General features: G+C 39.1%; 15 protein-coding genes and 1 riboswitch. Of the genes, 1 reads left to right on the top strand and 14 read right to left on the bottom strand.

The annotated features are described in order from the left end of the window. Positions 1–82: 82 nt before the first annotated feature. Positions 83–1,474 carry a RecQ family ATP-dependent DNA helicase gene (locus tag ACH0AK_RS09815; RefSeq protein WP_023519474.1) on the bottom strand — a complete coding sequence of 464 codons (1,392 nt, stop codon included), beginning with the start codon at positions 1,472–1,474 and terminating at the stop codon, positions 83–85. After that, positions 1,461–2,480 (bottom strand): helix-turn-helix domain-containing protein, encoded by a 1,020-nt coding sequence (locus ACH0AK_RS09810; protein WP_010735773.1) that lies wholly within the window; start codon positions 2,478–2,480, stop codon positions 1,461–1,463. The genes ACH0AK_RS09815 and ACH0AK_RS09810 overlap by 14 nt, the downstream gene beginning before the upstream one ends. Positions 2,481–2,509: 29 nt before the next feature. Here ACH0AK_RS09810 and ACH0AK_RS09805 point away from each other — a divergent pair, with 29 nt between their 5' ends. After that, on the top strand, positions 2,510–2,731 hold the full coding sequence (locus ACH0AK_RS09805; RefSeq protein ID WP_010735774.1) for a ferredoxin: 222 nt from the start codon (positions 2,510–2,512) through the stop codon (positions 2,729–2,731). A gap of 257 nt (positions 2,732–2,988) precedes the next feature. On the opposite strand, the gene ACH0AK_RS09800 is transcribed toward ACH0AK_RS09805, so the two are convergent. The 12 genes from ACH0AK_RS09800 to ACH0AK_RS09745 all read right to left on the bottom strand — a co-directional run bounded on the left by ACH0AK_RS09800 (position 2,989) and on the right by ACH0AK_RS09745 (position 15,876). Further along, a complete protein-coding gene (locus ACH0AK_RS09800; RefSeq protein WP_023519472.1) occupies positions 2,989–3,720 on the bottom strand; it encodes an alpha/beta hydrolase in 732 nt (243 codons plus the stop codon). Between the two features lie 213 nt (positions 3,721–3,933). Then, positions 3,934–5,274 carry a M20 family metallopeptidase gene (locus tag ACH0AK_RS09795; protein ID WP_010735776.1) on the bottom strand — a complete coding sequence of 447 codons (1,341 nt, stop codon included), beginning with the start codon at positions 5,272–5,274 and terminating at the stop codon, positions 3,934–3,936. A gap of 376 nt (positions 5,275–5,650) precedes the next feature. Next, complete coding sequence (locus tag ACH0AK_RS09790; protein ID WP_010735777.1) at positions 5,651–7,174, bottom strand: YfcC family protein; 1,524 nt, start codon at positions 7,172–7,174, stop codon at positions 5,651–5,653. A gap of 559 nt (positions 7,175–7,733) precedes the next feature. Next, on the bottom strand, positions 7,734–8,345 hold the full coding sequence (locus ACH0AK_RS09785; RefSeq protein WP_019723230.1) for an ECF transporter S component: 612 nt from the start codon (positions 8,343–8,345) through the stop codon (positions 7,734–7,736). Between the two features lie 127 nt (positions 8,346–8,472). Beyond that, a riboswitch (FMN riboswitch) is annotated at positions 8,473–8,595 on the bottom strand. Between the two features lie 84 nt (positions 8,596–8,679). Further along, on the bottom strand, positions 8,680–9,396 hold the full coding sequence (locus ACH0AK_RS09780) for a pseudouridine synthase (RefSeq protein ID WP_010735779.1): 717 nt from the start codon (positions 9,394–9,396) through the stop codon (positions 8,680–8,682). Further along, complete coding sequence (gene scpB, locus ACH0AK_RS09775; RefSeq protein WP_010735780.1) at positions 9,396–9,971, bottom strand: SMC-Scp complex subunit ScpB; 576 nt, start codon at positions 9,969–9,971, stop codon at positions 9,396–9,398. The genes ACH0AK_RS09780 and scpB overlap by 1 nt, the downstream gene beginning before the upstream one ends. Then, positions 9,955–10,725, bottom strand: a complete 771-nt coding sequence (locus ACH0AK_RS09770) for a segregation/condensation protein A (protein WP_029594036.1) — start codon at positions 10,723–10,725, stop codon at positions 9,955–9,957. The genes scpB and ACH0AK_RS09770 overlap by 17 nt, the downstream gene beginning before the upstream one ends. Next, positions 10,722–11,090: a GNAT family N-acetyltransferase gene (locus ACH0AK_RS09765; RefSeq protein WP_019723231.1), complete on the bottom strand. Its 369-nt coding sequence runs from the start codon at positions 11,088–11,090 to the stop codon at positions 10,722–10,724. Before ACH0AK_RS09765 ends, ACH0AK_RS09770 begins: the two co-directional genes overlap by 4 nt. Before the next feature lie 19 nt (positions 11,091–11,109). Continuing rightward, positions 11,110–11,997, bottom strand: coding sequence for a site-specific tyrosine recombinase XerD (xerD, locus tag ACH0AK_RS09760; protein WP_023519470.1), 888 nt, complete (start codon positions 11,995–11,997; stop codon positions 11,110–11,112). Positions 11,998–12,093: 96 nt separating this feature from the next. Beyond that, positions 12,094–12,567, bottom strand: coding sequence for a ferric iron uptake transcriptional regulator (fur, locus tag ACH0AK_RS09755; protein ID WP_023519469.1), 474 nt, complete (start codon positions 12,565–12,567; stop codon positions 12,094–12,096). Between the two features lie 104 nt (positions 12,568–12,671). Next, positions 12,672–13,535 (bottom strand): CvfB family protein, encoded by an 864-nt coding sequence (locus tag ACH0AK_RS09750; RefSeq protein ID WP_010735785.1) that lies wholly within the window; start codon positions 13,533–13,535, stop codon positions 12,672–12,674. Positions 13,536–13,815: 280 nt separating this feature from the next. Then, positions 13,816–15,876: a cell division site-positioning protein MapZ family protein gene (locus ACH0AK_RS09745; protein ID WP_499796875.1), complete on the bottom strand. Its 2,061-nt coding sequence runs from the start codon at positions 15,874–15,876 to the stop codon at positions 13,816–13,818. Between the last annotated feature and the right edge of the window lie 142 nt (positions 15,877–16,018).

Here is a 16,018-nt window from a genome sequence, read left to right as displayed (position 1 = left end):
TATTGACCTCCTAAATTCTTTCCTAGTTATTATACCATAGGATAATCTTGATTGTACGAAAAAAATACCTCGCACCATTTTTTTAAAATAAATTTAGTAAAATGGTTTGCCAGTCTGTTGCTTCTACGGTTGGACTAGTATGTCCAGTTTCAGAAAGAAATAAGGACGCACCATCTCGATCACAACATTTTTCAGGTTTTTCTTTGAGGGTTTCACCGAAATAATCCATCAGACGTTCTCGTCTACATGATGTTGTATGGATATAAGCAAGCATCTGCTGTAGTTGCTTGATTTTCACTTGTTCTTGTTTTTTTAATTGCAGAAGCCATGTATCAGGACTTTGCATTTCATTTACCAGCATCAGCCATTTTTGCTGGATCTCATCGAACTGGGGCGCCTCTGTTTGCCCAGTTGACAGATGTTCTTCGAAAATCTGACGTTGTTCTTTAGATAATTGTTGGAAAAAGTAATGGATCCCTTCGTCCCCTGGTTGATAAAGTAAGATAGCGCTACTTGGTTGTTGATCTCTGCCTGCTCGACCAATTTCTTGCATATAATTTTCCAGGCTATCTGGTAGATCGTAATGGATGACATACCGAATGTCTGCTTTATCGATTCCCATACCAAATGCATTCGTCGCAATCAAAAATTGCAGTTGATTTTGACTGAATTGTTGTTGAAGTTGGCGGCGTTGTGAGGCATCTAGCCCTCCATGATAATACCCCACAGCATAGTCTTTGCGAAGCAGTTGATAAAGACGTTCGACTTCTTTTTTAGTCGCGCAATAAATGATCATTGCTCCGTCTGCTTGTGCCATCAACTGACGTAATTGCTGGTCTTTTTCATCTGTATGAAAGACAAATAATGAGATGTTTTCTCGATTAACTGAATGTTTGACGAGGGCAGGTTGTGTGCGAAAGAGAATGTGTTCGATCTCTTCTTGTACCGGTCGCGTGGCTGTTGCCGTCAAAGCTAAAGTAGTTGGTGATCCTAATTCTTTTGCGACTCTTCCGAGAGATTGATACTCAGGTCGAAAATCAATGCCCCACTGTGACACGCAATGAGCTTCATCGACTACGTACAACGAGATTTTTTGTTGCTTCAGGGCATGAAGCACTTCCGGTTGCTGCAACATCTCGGGACTGACAAAGACAAATTTATATTCGGATAAATGAGCTAACACATACTGTTTCTCACTTCTAGTGAGTAAGCTATTATAGGCAACCACCCTTTTCTCCCCTCGTTTTTGCAATTGCCCTACTTGATCTTCCATCAAAGAGAGTAACGGAGAAACGATCAATACCATCCCATCTTGCAAATAGCCAGTCAACTGATAACATAAACTTTTGCCATTACCAGTTGGCAGGATCGCTAAAACATCTTTCTGATTCAATAAGGTGGAAATGATCTCTTCCTGTCCTTGGCGAAAAGAGGTAAAACCAAAGTACTGTTTCAATGGATCAAGCAAATCCATTTTTATCCCCTCCTTTAAATGCCTCGATTTGTGCCAAACGAAATTCTCCGTAATCGATCGTTTGTCCTTCAAGATCTTTATATCTGAGCGTAAGAAGTGGTCGATCCAACGAAGCTAAAGATCTTCTTGTCTCGGAGTGGATCAGGCGTTCAAAAGGAAAATCATCAAAAAAGATGGCCCACTCAATCAAATGGTCATTGATCGTGCCTTTCTTCAGTCCTCGTTTCACCATCACTTGCTCCACCGAATCCCCAGATAAAATCAATGCTCTCGTCGTCAACATGCTTTGATTATAATTTTGTCTAAGCAACGGTGCAAGCAAATCGTATAATAAGAAATCTGAATGCTGTTCGATAATCGCTAATAAGCGATGGATACACTGATCTTGGAATAATTGCTGAGCTGTGCCATCTTCAAGGGTAGTCAGTTGGTACGCGAGTAAGCCTGTTTGCTTTTTACCAGAAAATTGGTTCGCTAAGAAGTTCGCTTGTTCGTCTGGCATCAGAGTAAAAATAGTAGAAAGTTCCTTTGATACTTGAGCAACCAGCTCCGTTTTGGTACACGTTGCTTCTTTCAACCATCTCTTAACTTGGTAAGCATAAAAAGGACCCGTCTCTACTGGTAAATAAGCTGTTTCATTGGCGGATAAGTGAGAGACGACTTGTACATAGAATTTCAGCAAACGCCAACTAACAGTAGCTGTACGTCCATACTTATCATAGTGTAGTCCAAGGAGGGATTTATTTTTTCTTCGCATTTCCCCTTTTTTCGTCAGTTGCAACTCTCGGTCTTCCCACTTTAATAATCCCTCATCTATCATCTGTTGGATCTGCGTATCAAACGTTGCTTGTTCAAGTGAAGGAAAACAACCATGAACAACTAATAATCGCTGAAAAAAGCCAAAAAGTAGTACCGAGGATGTACGCTTGCCACTTAATAATTGATAGAGTGAGCTTGCTCGTAACTTGTCACTTGAAGAAAATAAAGATAAAATAAACTCAGTCATAGTAATCCCCTTACGTTAGGATGGTGAATATGTCATTATTATGTAAATTAGTTCCTGAACGTTGTATCGCATGTGGTCTATGTCAAATCGAGGCGCCTGATATCTTTGATTATGATGAAGAAGGAATCGTCTTATTTGCACAAGAACCAGAAGCACATCAACAATTCGTTCAGCCTTTAGAAGAAGCCAACGTAACCAAAGCTTATCAAAAATGTCCGGTTCGAGCAATCTTATTGGAAAAAGAAAATTGACCGCTCTCTTACAACTAACTTTTAGCAGGACTGTCCGATGATCTACTTGTTTTTCTATGTTACAAAAATAGATGAGGTAATCGTATTCCCCTCAAGTGATAAGGCGTCATCCACGAAAATGATTCTTAAATTTTTTTGTGGATGACGCCTTATTTTTCTAGGAGCTTCCTTTGAGACGTCTGTATCCGCCGATCAGCTTGTGAAATTTTCAATTATAAACGGATCATTTCTTTTCGCCGGTCCGAAAAGTGACGCTCTTACTTGATTTGATTCAGCCAATTCATCATGGTCGTGACGATTGCTGTTTGTTGGTCTTCATTACTGATTGTTGCTTCACCATCACCTTTTTGATGACCATAACTACCAAATCCGCCATGGTTCCCTCCAGCGATGGAAACAAATTCTGTTTGTTCAGGTAAATAAGCTTTTGCTTCATCAGCTGCTTCTTGGTTCATGACTTCATCTTCACTTCCGGTGATACTGATGACCGGTAAATCAGTTTTTGCCAATGTCCCCTTTTCATCCGGATAACTTGCCATGAAATAAATACCTTTTAATCGTTCATCATCCAGATTTGCATTAGCATAACGACTTGCCATCACCCCACCTAAAGAATGTCCTCCAATCACAAAATCTTGATCTTTGAAATCCTCTCTGATTTTGTCTGCTTTGTTGCCACTCAGGATCGCCAGTTCAAAAGGCATTTTAGCAATGGCTACCGTATAGCCATTTTCTGCTAGTTGCTCTGCCCATATACTATAACTTTCTGGTTCGACGAGCGCACCAGGATAAAAAATCACCATTGGATGTTTCGCCGATTTTTGCGATTCGAATAATAAATAATCCTCTTTATCTATTCCTTGCTTAAATGATTGCTCTGCTTGAGTCGATGGTTCGTACACACTTTGTTGCCAATAAAAATAACCTCCAATAGCACCTAATCCCAGCACGAGCACTAATCCTATCAGGACTCTTTTGAATATTTTCAAAAACATCACCTTCCGTCATCTTTCATTTGATACTCTTATACACTAAATAAAATACGGTAAAATTGCAAATGATTTTATGTAAGATGTTATTATTGGATATCTTTGTAAGGAGGAACAACTGACAATGAAAAACCACCCCTATTTTGACAAAGTTCCTCAAAATAGGGGTGGTTACTTTTATGACTCTTATTCGTTTCTTAACTAACTATTGGTTTACTTCCCACACAAGCGATAAACCGCTTCTGCGTAGATTTCCATCGCTTTGTACATACTGCTTAATTCCCATCGTTCATTGGCTTGGTGCATGAAGTCTGGTGTATCAGGGAACATTGCACCGAAAGCGACACATTGGTTCATCGTACGAGCAAAGGTTGCTCCACCAGAAACAAATGGCTCAGTCATATCCCCTGTGATATCACGGTACGTTGCTAATAAGTTTTGGATCAATTCACTCTCCAAAGGAACGTATAATGAATCCAAGAAATCAAATTCTTCATATGATAAATCGTATGCTTTGATTTTTTCTGTCATTTTTTCGACAAGTTCATCTTTTTTGAAGGTGACAGGGATACGCATGTCCACCCCGATTTTTGTTTGCTCAGGTGTGATTTCTAAACTAGCGAAGTTCATCGTCAACTCACCAGATTGTTCGTCAACAGTCTTTCCGACTACTTTTTCACCAGTCGCATTTTCTTGGACTAATTCTCCTAAAAACTTGATTGGCGCAAAATCAAAAACTTCAGACAAAGCGATCGCTAAACGAGAAATCGCATTGACACCTTCTGCGGCATCCTTTGCATGGATACTTTTTCCTAGCACTGTGATCGAGTCACCTTGATCTTCAAAATCGAAGTTGTGTTTCGTTAACGCTGCTTTCACTTCTGCCAATTTTTCACCTGAATAAGGTGCTGAATCCGGCACTACGTTTAGTGCCCCACCAGCATTTACAGAGAATTCATTTGTGCCAGGACCGGTCAAGTAAGCTTGTAGCAAACCTTTTTCTGCATAGATCAAAGGAAACTCTGCATCTGGCGCAAAGCCTTGTGTGATTCCTTCTTCTTTTTCATTGTATTTATCTAAACAACGCCAAAGATTTTCTTCGTCCGTTCCGAAGATGAAACGAATGCGCGTATTAAATTCTACCCCTGCATCCATCAATGCTTTCACTGCGTACATTGCAGCAATCGAAGGTCCTTTATCGTCTTGGGAGCCACGGCCAACTAACCAGCCATCTTTGATCGTTGGCTCAAAAGGTTTAGATTCCCAGTTTTTTTCATCGCCTCCAGGGACAACGTCCATATGGCATAAGATACCAAATAACTCGTCTCCTGAGCCTACTTCTGCATAACCATAGTAGCCTTCGGGATCTTTAAATGTTTTGAAACCTAATCCTTCACTGATTTCTAACACTTTATCTAAAGCTTCTACAACTTTTTTCCCAAAAGGATGTCCCTCTCCAGAATCAGATTCATCCAACACAGAAGGAATTCTAATCAACTCACTTAATGATTCTAATGCTTGTTCATGATGTTGTTCTGTTACAAATTGTTTCATCAACTTTGCCTCCTCATTATTTTAAAAAAAAGATGACGGCAGAAAATACTACTTTGATCCACATGTACATCTGCTCGAGTGCAATAGGACACTATTCACGAAATTTTCTGTGAAAAAGCCAACGCCTTCGGAAATAAGCGACAAAACCCAAAATCCAAGTTTCGGGTTTTGTCGCTTATTTCTTGGCGCTGGATTCTTCAGTCACCACTTCATCAACAGAGTAACTCGTTTTTTCAAAGGTCTTGTTTCTACCGACGATCTCTTACATACAAGTGATACATCGTACTTGGTGAATAAAGGATTCATGTCTCTTTATTCAGTCAATAGATATTGTTTCTTCATTTATCATAGAACTTTGGCTGTCATTTGTCTAGAATTAGAACATTGCTGCTACACCTAAGATCACACAGATAGCAACAAATAAGATGGCAATCAACTTCCCAGTGAATTTCCACCAAACGGAAATATCAAAGCGAGCAATGGCGATTGCACCCATTACGATAGCAGAAGTTGGCGTGATCAAGTTCACTAATCCAGATGCTGATTGGTAAGCAGTGATTACTAGATCTTTACCGACACCAGCAAATTCTCCCATTGGTCCCATGATGCCCATTGTAGCAGCTGCTAAGCCAGAAGTTGATGGAATCAAGAATGACATAGGGATATAGAAGATAAATGTAAGGATCAAGAAGACACTTGATGATAATGAGCTTAATCCTTGTTCTCCCCAATGTAAGATCGTATCTGTGATCAAACCGTTGTTCATCACTACTTGGATCCCACGAGCAACAGCAACAACGATTGCTACACCAATCAAGTCTGAAGCACCTGCTAAGAATTCTTTGACAAAATCAGATTCTTTCATACCAAAAGTGATTGCCACAACGATTGACATTACTAAGAATAACATTGTGATTTCAGGGAAATACCAATCACCTAGAGGCAACATGTTTTTACCTAAAACAGTTCCAATTACAGGTAGGCCAGTTAACCAATTTGTCAATGACTCAAAAATAGTGAAGTTTTCATTCAATGTTGTCCATGGAATCAAACTAATGATCATGATACCAAAAGTAAGGAAGAACAATACATTGACATGTTTTTGTTTCTTCGTGATCATTTCTTGACGATTGATTGCTTCGATATCAAAGTGTTTCATGTCTTCTTCGCGCTGATTATATACTAAAGATTTGGTTGGATCTTTTTCGATCTTCGACGCATAGCGATACACATAAATAATAGAGATTGCTAGTAAGACAACGAACATAAAGAAACGTAACCCGATTCCTTCACCCATTGAAATACCAACAGCTTGTGATGCAACTCCTGTCGCAAATGGGTTAACTGTTGATGCCAAACAACCCACTTGAGATCCGACCAACACGATGGCTACTGCTGTGACAGTATCAAAACCGACGGCCATCATAACAGGAATCAATAATGCGTAAAATGGAATCGTTTCTTCCGCCATTCCATAAGTTGAACCACCTAAAGCGAATAAAAGCATCAATACAGGGATCAACATTTTTTCTTTTCCTTTGAAGCGTTTCACAACAGTTGCGATCCCAGCATCTAATGCGCCAGTTTTATTGATGATTCCTAAGAAACCACCAACAATTAAGATAAAGAAGGAAATTGGAATTGCCGCAGGTGTTTCTTTCGTTAACTCACCCGCTGGTACACCCAACATCCCGTTGACTGGAGCCATAAAGATATCCCAAAGTCCTTGTGGATTTTGTTGGACTCTTTCGTAAGACCCTGCAATGATATTACCGGCTTCATCCACACTGTAGTGTCCTGCTGGGATGAACCATGTAAGTACAGCGATAATGGCAATAATAATGAATAAGACCGAGTACGCTGAAGGCATTTGAAATTTCTTCTTCGTTGTTTGTTCCATTTTCTTCTTCCTTTCTTGTTTCAAAAATCTTTGACACATCGGTATTTTATCAAAAAGATGATAAGAACAAAAATAATAACTAGTAGATTCGATAAATTTTATTCAAAACCCTCGTTTATTGTCCCTCCTTTGATTATTTAATTGAAATGCTTTATTCATACTAATTGTAGCGTTTCCGTCGTCTATTATATCCGGTCCATCTAACAAACAAAAGGAGAAGAATTTCACATCAAAACGTATAAAATACATTTTTATACAAAAAGGCAAAAAATACTCAGACACGATTTATAAAACGCTTACACAATGTCGGTTATTGAATTTTTTTTCATAACAAAATATTAAGAAAAACTTTAAAAAAATAAGTGTTAGTTATGCGAATACCTATGATTGGTCATTTGTTCCCCTCCCATATAACCTATCTAGTCTCTATATAAATAACTGAAAATGCTCTTTTTCATAAAAAAAAAACTTGAAAGTAGGAATTCCTACTTTCAAGTTTACTTGTATTCTTTGTATTATATGCTATCCTAGTCTTTTTTTTAAAAAGAGTCATTTACTTTTATTTTACAACGCTATGCCGTTTTTCTAACTGGTGTTGTTTTCTGCTCAACCAAGGCAGTAGTTTGGCGTGTAAGACAAGGAATGCCACACTAACGATAAATCCTTTGATCAAGTTAAAAGGTACAATACCGATCAAAATGTAATTTGCCAGTGGCATACCTAACATTTGGGTTGCGTTTAGGCCTAAAAATGTTAAATAAAGAGGTGTGATTACAAAATAGTTCGCAATACTCATGAAAATGGTTAGTGCAAGTGTTCCACTGATCACGCCTAAAATTTGATTTTTTCCTTTTTGGTATTTGTTTCTTTTGAAGATGTAGAAAATCGGTAAAGTAAAGACCGCTGTTGAAAAGAAACTAGCGACGTCGCCAACTAGATTCTCCGGACTAAAACCGGTCATGATCAAATGTAAGATCGAACGTAAAAACGCGGTAACGATCCCCGCTAACGGGCCAAATAAAAACATGCTGATCAAAACTGGGATATCACTAAAATCGATTTTCAAAAAACTAAATGTTGGCATGATTGGAAATGAGAAAAATTGCAAAACCAATCCGATTGCAGCAAATAATGCGACCGCAACCATTTTTTGTACTCGGGTGTTCTTCATGTTGAAATCCTCCTGTTGGGATTCCTCTTCAGCGAACTATTCAACCACGTAAACACAAACAAAAAAACTCTATTTTCGCAGGGGAAAATAGAGTTAGAGTCATTTGTACATACGTATGCCAAATAAGCTCTATCTTCTTTATCCAGACTTTACTGTCGGTATCGGAATTTCACCGATTCAGCTACTCGCAAAAGTAGGTCGTGGACTATAACCACCGGTCGGGAATTTCACCCTGCCCCTGAAGACGAACCATATCTAATTTTTGTTTACCATTTTATTATACTTATTTCATAACAAAAAAGCAAGGTATTTAGCCTTACAAAAAGTAAGTTATTTATTTTGATTGATTCAATAACTGACTGATTTCTTTTTTATTCAGCTCACGATACTCACCAGGACGTAAACCTTGCAAGGTCAATTCGCCATATTTTTCTCGTTTTAATTTTTGCACAGGTAACCCGACGGCTTGTAGCATGTTTTTTACTTGGTGGTTACGGCCTTCATGGATCGTTAATTCTACGATACTATGATTCGTATGAGGATCAACAGATAAAATGGCATACTTTGCAGGTGACGTTTTCTTTCCTTCAATTTTGATTCCTTTTGTCAATGGGTTCAGCGCTGACTTAGTGGCGATTCCTTTGACTTTGGCAACATATACTTTATCAACTTCATGCTTGGGATGCGTCAATCGTTGCGCAAAATCACCATCATTCGTCAATAAAAGTATGCCAGAAGTATCATAATCTAGTCGTCCAACTGGATAGATACGCTCTTTGACCATTGGTAATAGGTCTGTCACTACTTTCCGGCCCTTGTCATCTGCTACAGCAGAAATGACCCCTTTTGGCTTATAAAGTAAATAATAGCCATATTCTTCTTGATAGATCGGCACTTGGTCGACTTCCACTGTATCGTGTTTGCCAACTTTTACGCCAAGTTCTTTGACGACTTGACCATTTACTTTTACTCGACCAGCCAAAATATATTCCTCGGCTTTACGGCGAGAGGTAATTCCTGCGTGAGCAATTACTTTTTGTAATCTTTCCATTATATGTTTTCTCCTTCATGCACGCCATCAAAAAATAAATCAAGGGGTGCGTCTTCTTCCAGTGAACGTTCGATATCTTGAATATCGGGTAACTCATTTAGCGATCTCAGACCAAAATAATCTAAAAAATGACTTGTGGTCCCGTAAAGGATCGGGCGACCTGGTCCATCGACTCGCCCTTTTTCTTCGATCAGTTGGTGTGCAGTCAAGCGTTGAATCGCGCCAGAAACTTGAACACCACGAATCAACTCGACCTCACTTCTAGTGATCGGTTGTTTATATGCAATGATTGCTAGTGTTTCGACTGCCGCTTGTGACAAGGTATTCGATGTCCCTTGCGCGTATCTTTTGACGATCGGCGCTAACTCCTTTTTGGTAGTCAGCACGAGTTGTTTTTCTGTTTCAAAAAGATGTAACGCTGTGTTGTCATTTGCTTCATAACTAGCTGCCAACTCTGCCACTAAAGCAGTCGTTTCTTCTCGTGTATAGGTCAGTAAGGCACTCAATTCTTCGATTGTCGTTCCTTCTTCTCCTACTATAAATAAGATTGCTTCAAGTTCACTTAATTTCGTCATGTTGTGTATCTCCTACTGCTGGATAAAGCATGATTGATTCATAATTTTTTTCTTGCTGAGCCACGATCTGTCCATTTTTCATCAATTCGAGGATCGCCAAAAATGTTGTGACGACTTCGTTTCTAGAAGGCGTTTCAAAAAAAGATTCGAACAAACAGCCATTTTTTTGAGAGACGATGCGCTGTTGGATAAATGTCATTCGTTCTTCGATTGTCGCATCATCAGGTGCGATCGTTTTTTCTTCTTTTTGAGCAAATTTCTTTCGTTCTAAAATTTTCTGCATGGCTTGAAATAAATCGATTTTTTTCACTTGTCCACGCTTCAATGGTTTTTCTTGCCCCAATAACTCATCGATTGCAGAAGGTTCTTTTGTGAAATACAAACTACGTTCTTCTGCCTTTTCAGTAAGCTTCTCTGCTGCATACTTGAATTTGCGGTATTCTAACAGCTGATTGACTAATTCGTCACGCGGATCTTCTTCCCAAAATTCTTCTTCGTCATTGCTTACTTCTTGGATAGGCAATAATGTCTTACTTTTGATTGCCATCAGTGTTGCTGCCATGACAAGGTACTCTCCTGCCACAGCTAACTCAAGCGTCTTCATCGTATGGATATAGTTCATGTATTGTTCCGTGATAGTGGCGATCGGGATATCGTAAATATCGATCGACATATCTTGGATCAGATGAAGGAGTAAATCTAATGGACCTTCAAAGACATCTAATTTGATATTGATTTCTGACACATCATTCACTCTTCCTTATTTTCATTGATCCATCTACTTAAATAAGCTTCTGTGATATCCGTTGGATGGATCAACACATCGGGGTATTTTGCTTGCAATTCATTCAACATTTGAAACCCGATATTCTCCCCCCGGTAGGAAGGATTCAACGAAATATCGTGAATCGTCATCTGATCTTTATCATTCCAATGCACACCAATGATTCCTTGGATATTTGTAGAATCTTCTGGCGTATAGAAAAAAAGTTCATAATCCTCAGCAGATTCATAGGTATCGATCTCTTTTAGTAAACTTGATTCTGCATTTAACTTTTTATGAAAGCTCAATAGTCCCATCGCGATTTTTCGGTTTTCTTTTCGATAATGTGTTAACATTTTCTCACCATCCTATAAACTAAGCCCTTGGGAAATGCTGCTTGTAGACATCTGTCATTCTTTTTTTCGTGATATGTGTATAGATCTGTGTCGTTGAAATATCTGCATGACCTAATAGTTCTTGAACGGTACGTAAATCCGCCCCATTCTCTAGTAAATGTGTCGCAAAACTATGCCTCAATGTATGAGGGGTCACGTCTTTGTAGATCCCTGCTTCTCGAACAAGTTGTTTTAAATTTTTCCATATTCCTTGTCGAGAGAGACTTGAACCATGATGATTCAAAAAAACGTGGTTTTCAGATGGATTTTTGACTAGTAAAGGACGAACCTCATCCAAATAACGTTCTAACCATTGGATCGCATAATCGCCTAAAGGAATGATTCGTTCTTTATCTCCTTTACCTAAGGTTTGAACCAGCCCTAAAGACAAGTGCAAATCGCCTAACTTCAGTCCGACTAACTCACTCACACGCATCCCTGTTGCATACATGACTTCTAAAATAGCGCGATCTCTGATCCCTAAACTTTTCGATGTATCAGGTGTTTCGATCAGCCGTTCTACTTCCTTTAAAGACAATGTACTTGGCAACTTTTGGGCTTTCTTCGGTGTCTCGATGTGTTGCATTGGATCTTGTTCTGTATACCGTTCTTGTCGCAAAAATTGATGGAATTTTCTTAAACTTGTAATCATACGTGTAATCGTTGCAGAAGCCTTATTTTCCGCATGCAACGTTTCTAAATATTGGATGACGACAAATCGATCAATTGTTTGCCAAGAGGTTATCTCGTGTTCTTTTAGATAGTGCAAGTATTGATTCAAGTCTCGTTCATAACTTTTTCGAGTATTGAACGATAATCCACGCTCGATACTTAAATAGCGAAGATATTCATTGATTTCTTCTTCCATCCTTCTCACCTCATGCTTCTTTATCATATCAGATAGCCTTTGGTTTCGGTAGTCTATTTTTCAGTAGACACTTCAAAGAAAAAGCCGTCTATCAATTCAGACGGTCTTTCTTTCTTTTTTCTTATTATAGCATTCTTGGCAGATACCATGAAAGGTCAAACGATGATCTTTGACAAAAAAGTGGTAACGCTGTTCGATCACTTGTTCAACTTCACTTAGCAGATCTTCTTCGACTTCCTCGATCGTTCCACAATCTAAGCACAGGAGATGATGATGAAAATGTTTGGCTCCTTCTTTTCGCAGATCATACCGAGCCACACCATCATTGAAGCTAACTTTGTCGATGACTTTTAGATCCGTTAGAATCTCCAACGTCCGATAAACGGTGGCCAAACCGATCTCTGAGTTTTTCTTTTTGACTAGAAAGAAAACTTCTTCTGCTGACAAGTGTTCTTTTTCGTTCTCTAAGAGGACGAGCAAGGTTGCTTCTCGTTGTGGGGTCAGTTTAAACCCAGATTCATGTAGCTGTTGTTTTGTTTTTTTCATTACTGACATTGTATTCATGCCCATTTTCTCAACCCCAACAATTTATAATGATTATAATTAAGATATCTAATCAACCGTTCTAGATTAAAATTATTATAAGCTAGACGAGAAAAACATGCAAGTCATTCTCAATTAGATTTTTTCGCTAGTTTCGTCACGCCATCCTCTTGTTTGATCAATCCTTGTTTCAATAAATTACCAATTGCTCGCTTAAATGCCCCTTTACTGATCCCAAAGGCACGCATGATCTCATCTGGATCTGATTTGTCAGTGAATGCGATTTGTTGATCTGCTGAACGTTCTAAAATCGTTAAGATCATTTGTGCATCATCAGAAATCGCTTCGTGTGCACGTGGTTTCAAAGAGATATTCAACACACCATCAGGTCTAGCCCCAACTACGCGTCCTTCTAATTTTTCACCTAAACGTGGTTCGCGGTAACGTTCTGAAGGATGGATGAACCCAATATAAAAATCATCCGTCAGCAGATACGTGCCAGTCAGCTTCAAACGATAAGCGATTCCTGAGATGTTTTTATTTTTCAATTCTTCTGAACCATGCTTACTTAGTGATTTGAAGATTCTTTCTTCTGCTAGGCTTCCCCAAATGCGATCTTTCGCGTCAACGCGCAAAGCGATCATCAACTGATCCCCTTTTTTGGGCCACAACTCAGTCATTGTAGGTAACTCATCCAGTGAAACAACAAAATCTTTATCCGGTAAACCAATATCAATAAAGACACCTAGATCTTTTCTTGAAGAAGTGACTGTTCCAAAAGCATAATGACCAATGCGACTCTTCGGGATCACCGTTGTAAAACGATTCTCTTGTTTTTGATTCTGATAACCAAAACCTTCGACTGCTTCGCCGATCGTATGCTCTCCCTCCTCTTTGCTCAAACGGAAAGTTTGTCCATTTTTTTGGACAAAATAATTTTTTTCATTTTCGTCAATCACCATTGCGGTAAAGACATTTGCTAATAATTCGTTCATCTTTTTCTCCTTTTCTAAAAGGCCTTTGTATTCCAACATTTCTTTGCTATCATAACATAACGCCATGTTTATAGATAGAGATTCTCCATAAAAGCTTAAGCCGTCAGTGTTCGACTGAAATAGGCCATAAAACCCGAAAATATCCTCATATTTTTGGATTCTAAGGCCTATTTTTGACGCTATGATAGAAAGAAAAATTGCTTCTGGACCATTGTTGTTTTGCTTTGTAGGAATAGCAAATCAGGCTGATATAACTATACTCTAGCTAACTACCACTGATCTAGTTACTACCGTTCCCACCAAACCAACCAGTTTTACAATTGATTGTGACAATATAAAATGGTAGAGCACTTTCACCGATACCATTCATCAAAGATGATTTAGTAGAAGTCGCATAAAGGTTGTAGTATCCTTCACCGTTTTCGATGCGAGCTTTCTCTAATCGATAGCCGCCCTCTACGATGTAGCCTCGTGCAATACTTGTTGCGATCACACTTTCTTTGACTCCTGGTGCCCAATTCCAAGCAGGATTAGAAGCATCTGCGACATCACTGGCTCTTGTTTCCATGATTGGACGGTTTGCGGAGTTAGTCGCTGGCGTTGTTTGTGTCGCCTCAGTTTGTTGAGCAGCTGCCTCAGCTTGTGCTTGTGCTTGCGCTTCAGCCTGCGCCTGCGCTTGTTTCGCTTCTTCGGCTTTCTTCGCTTCTTCAGCTTTCTTTGCTTCTTCGGCTTTCTTCGCTTCTTCTTTTTTCGTCAAAGCTTCATCGACTTTGTCCAATTCGGTCACAAGTGCTTTGACTAATTCTGTATTTTTTACTTTCGCCACTTCTGCTTTTGCTGTGTCGTACTGCTCTTTCGTTGCTGAATCTTTTACTTGACCATCTGCATAGATCACAGCAGTTTTTTCTTTTGCTGTTTGAAGTTGTTGATACTGTTTAGTTGCTTCATCTGTCGCTTTGTCGATCAATTGACCAAATGCTGTATCTTCTGTTTCAAAACTTTGGATCGCTTGGTCAGCTTTCAATTTGGGTTCTGCGATCAGTTGATCATCTGCGATAACTGGTGTAACAAACCATTCATTGACCGTTTGGATCTGTTTGATCTTTGATTGGATATCTTCAAAGGTTTTTTCCAGATCTGCATACCCTTTTTCATCTTTGACCTCATTCAATGATGCCCTTAATTTTGATAAGTCTTGATTGATCATACTTGTACGAATGAACTGTTCATCATCATCTGAATAAAACGCAGCTAAATCTGATTGTAAATCAGCCATTTTATCTTGTTTACGTTGGGTTTCGGCAGCGATTTCTGCTTGGATTTTTTGCTGATGATCATAATACATCCAACCCCCTGCACCAAGTAAAAGCACTGCCGCACTCGTCAGGTATAATCTTTTTTTGGATTTCTTTGATCCTCGATCATTTGGCAATTCTTCTTTTTTGATGGACGCATTGCTTGTTTCTTGTTCCTCAACCTTTGTCTGTTCCGGCTGTGTTTCCACCAGTTCAGTTGTTTCAGGAGCTTCTTTTGGTTGCGGTGCATCTGTTGAAGCAGCTTTCGTACTCTCAACCTTAGAACTTTCCTCTTCGATCGGTTCAGTCGTCTCTACAGGTTCTTCCGTAGAAACTGGGGCAGTTTCTTCTATATTTGTAATTACGTCTACTTGTTCTTCTGTACTTGTTGAAGAATCTTCGACCACAGTATCTTCAATGATCGTTTCTTCTGTTGGTTCTTCCACTGGTGGCTCTTTTATTGCATCCTCTTGAGATTTTTCAGGAGAAACTTGCTCCGTTGTATTTTCCGACAAGCGAATGTCGACTGAATCCTCACCCGTTGCTGCCGCCGTTTCGATCATTCGAAGCAGCTCTTTTGCGTGTTCTTCAGTCGTATCTTCACGATGCGCCTTGATGTAAGCAGCTAGAATGGAATTTTCTTCTTCATTGTTTACTGCTTCTTTTAATTCAGCTACTCGTTTTTTCTGCTGCGCTTTTTCTCTTTGCTCAGAGGTAGCAGAGTGATCTGTCTCTGTTTTTTCTTTGCCAAGATTGATATTTTCTTTTTTATCTACTTGATCATCCTTTGACTCAGTGCTCGTGTCACTTGAGTCAAACAACTCCATGACAGACTCCAACGGTAGATCTTTTAGTTCTGACCACTCGATTGGATCATTTACGATACTGTCTGGATAAACTTCCTCAGCTGTTTCGTCTAACGATTGATTTCCATCTGTTTGGGGTAATTGTGTCAGTTCATCTTGTTGTGGTTCAAAGTCACATTCTGGACATTTTGATTGATCTTTGATTTTTTCTGATCCACATTTTGGACATTTTTTTATCACTTAGCGATCGGCTCCTTTACTAGGTTTTCGCTACCATTAAATCTACCATAATCTAATCCACACGCCAATAGGATATCCTAAGGATTTTATAAAAAAACAAATAAGTCTTTCAGTAAAAAATAAATAACGACCGTAATGAGCT

This window comes from Enterococcus pernyi (genome assembly GCF_045371165.1).
Classification (GTDB): domain Bacteria; phylum Bacillota; class Bacilli; order Lactobacillales; family Enterococcaceae; genus Enterococcus_B; species Enterococcus_B pernyi.
The sequence above is the reverse complement of the archived record's forward strand: the minus strand, read 5'-3'. Positions and strand labels throughout refer to the sequence as shown.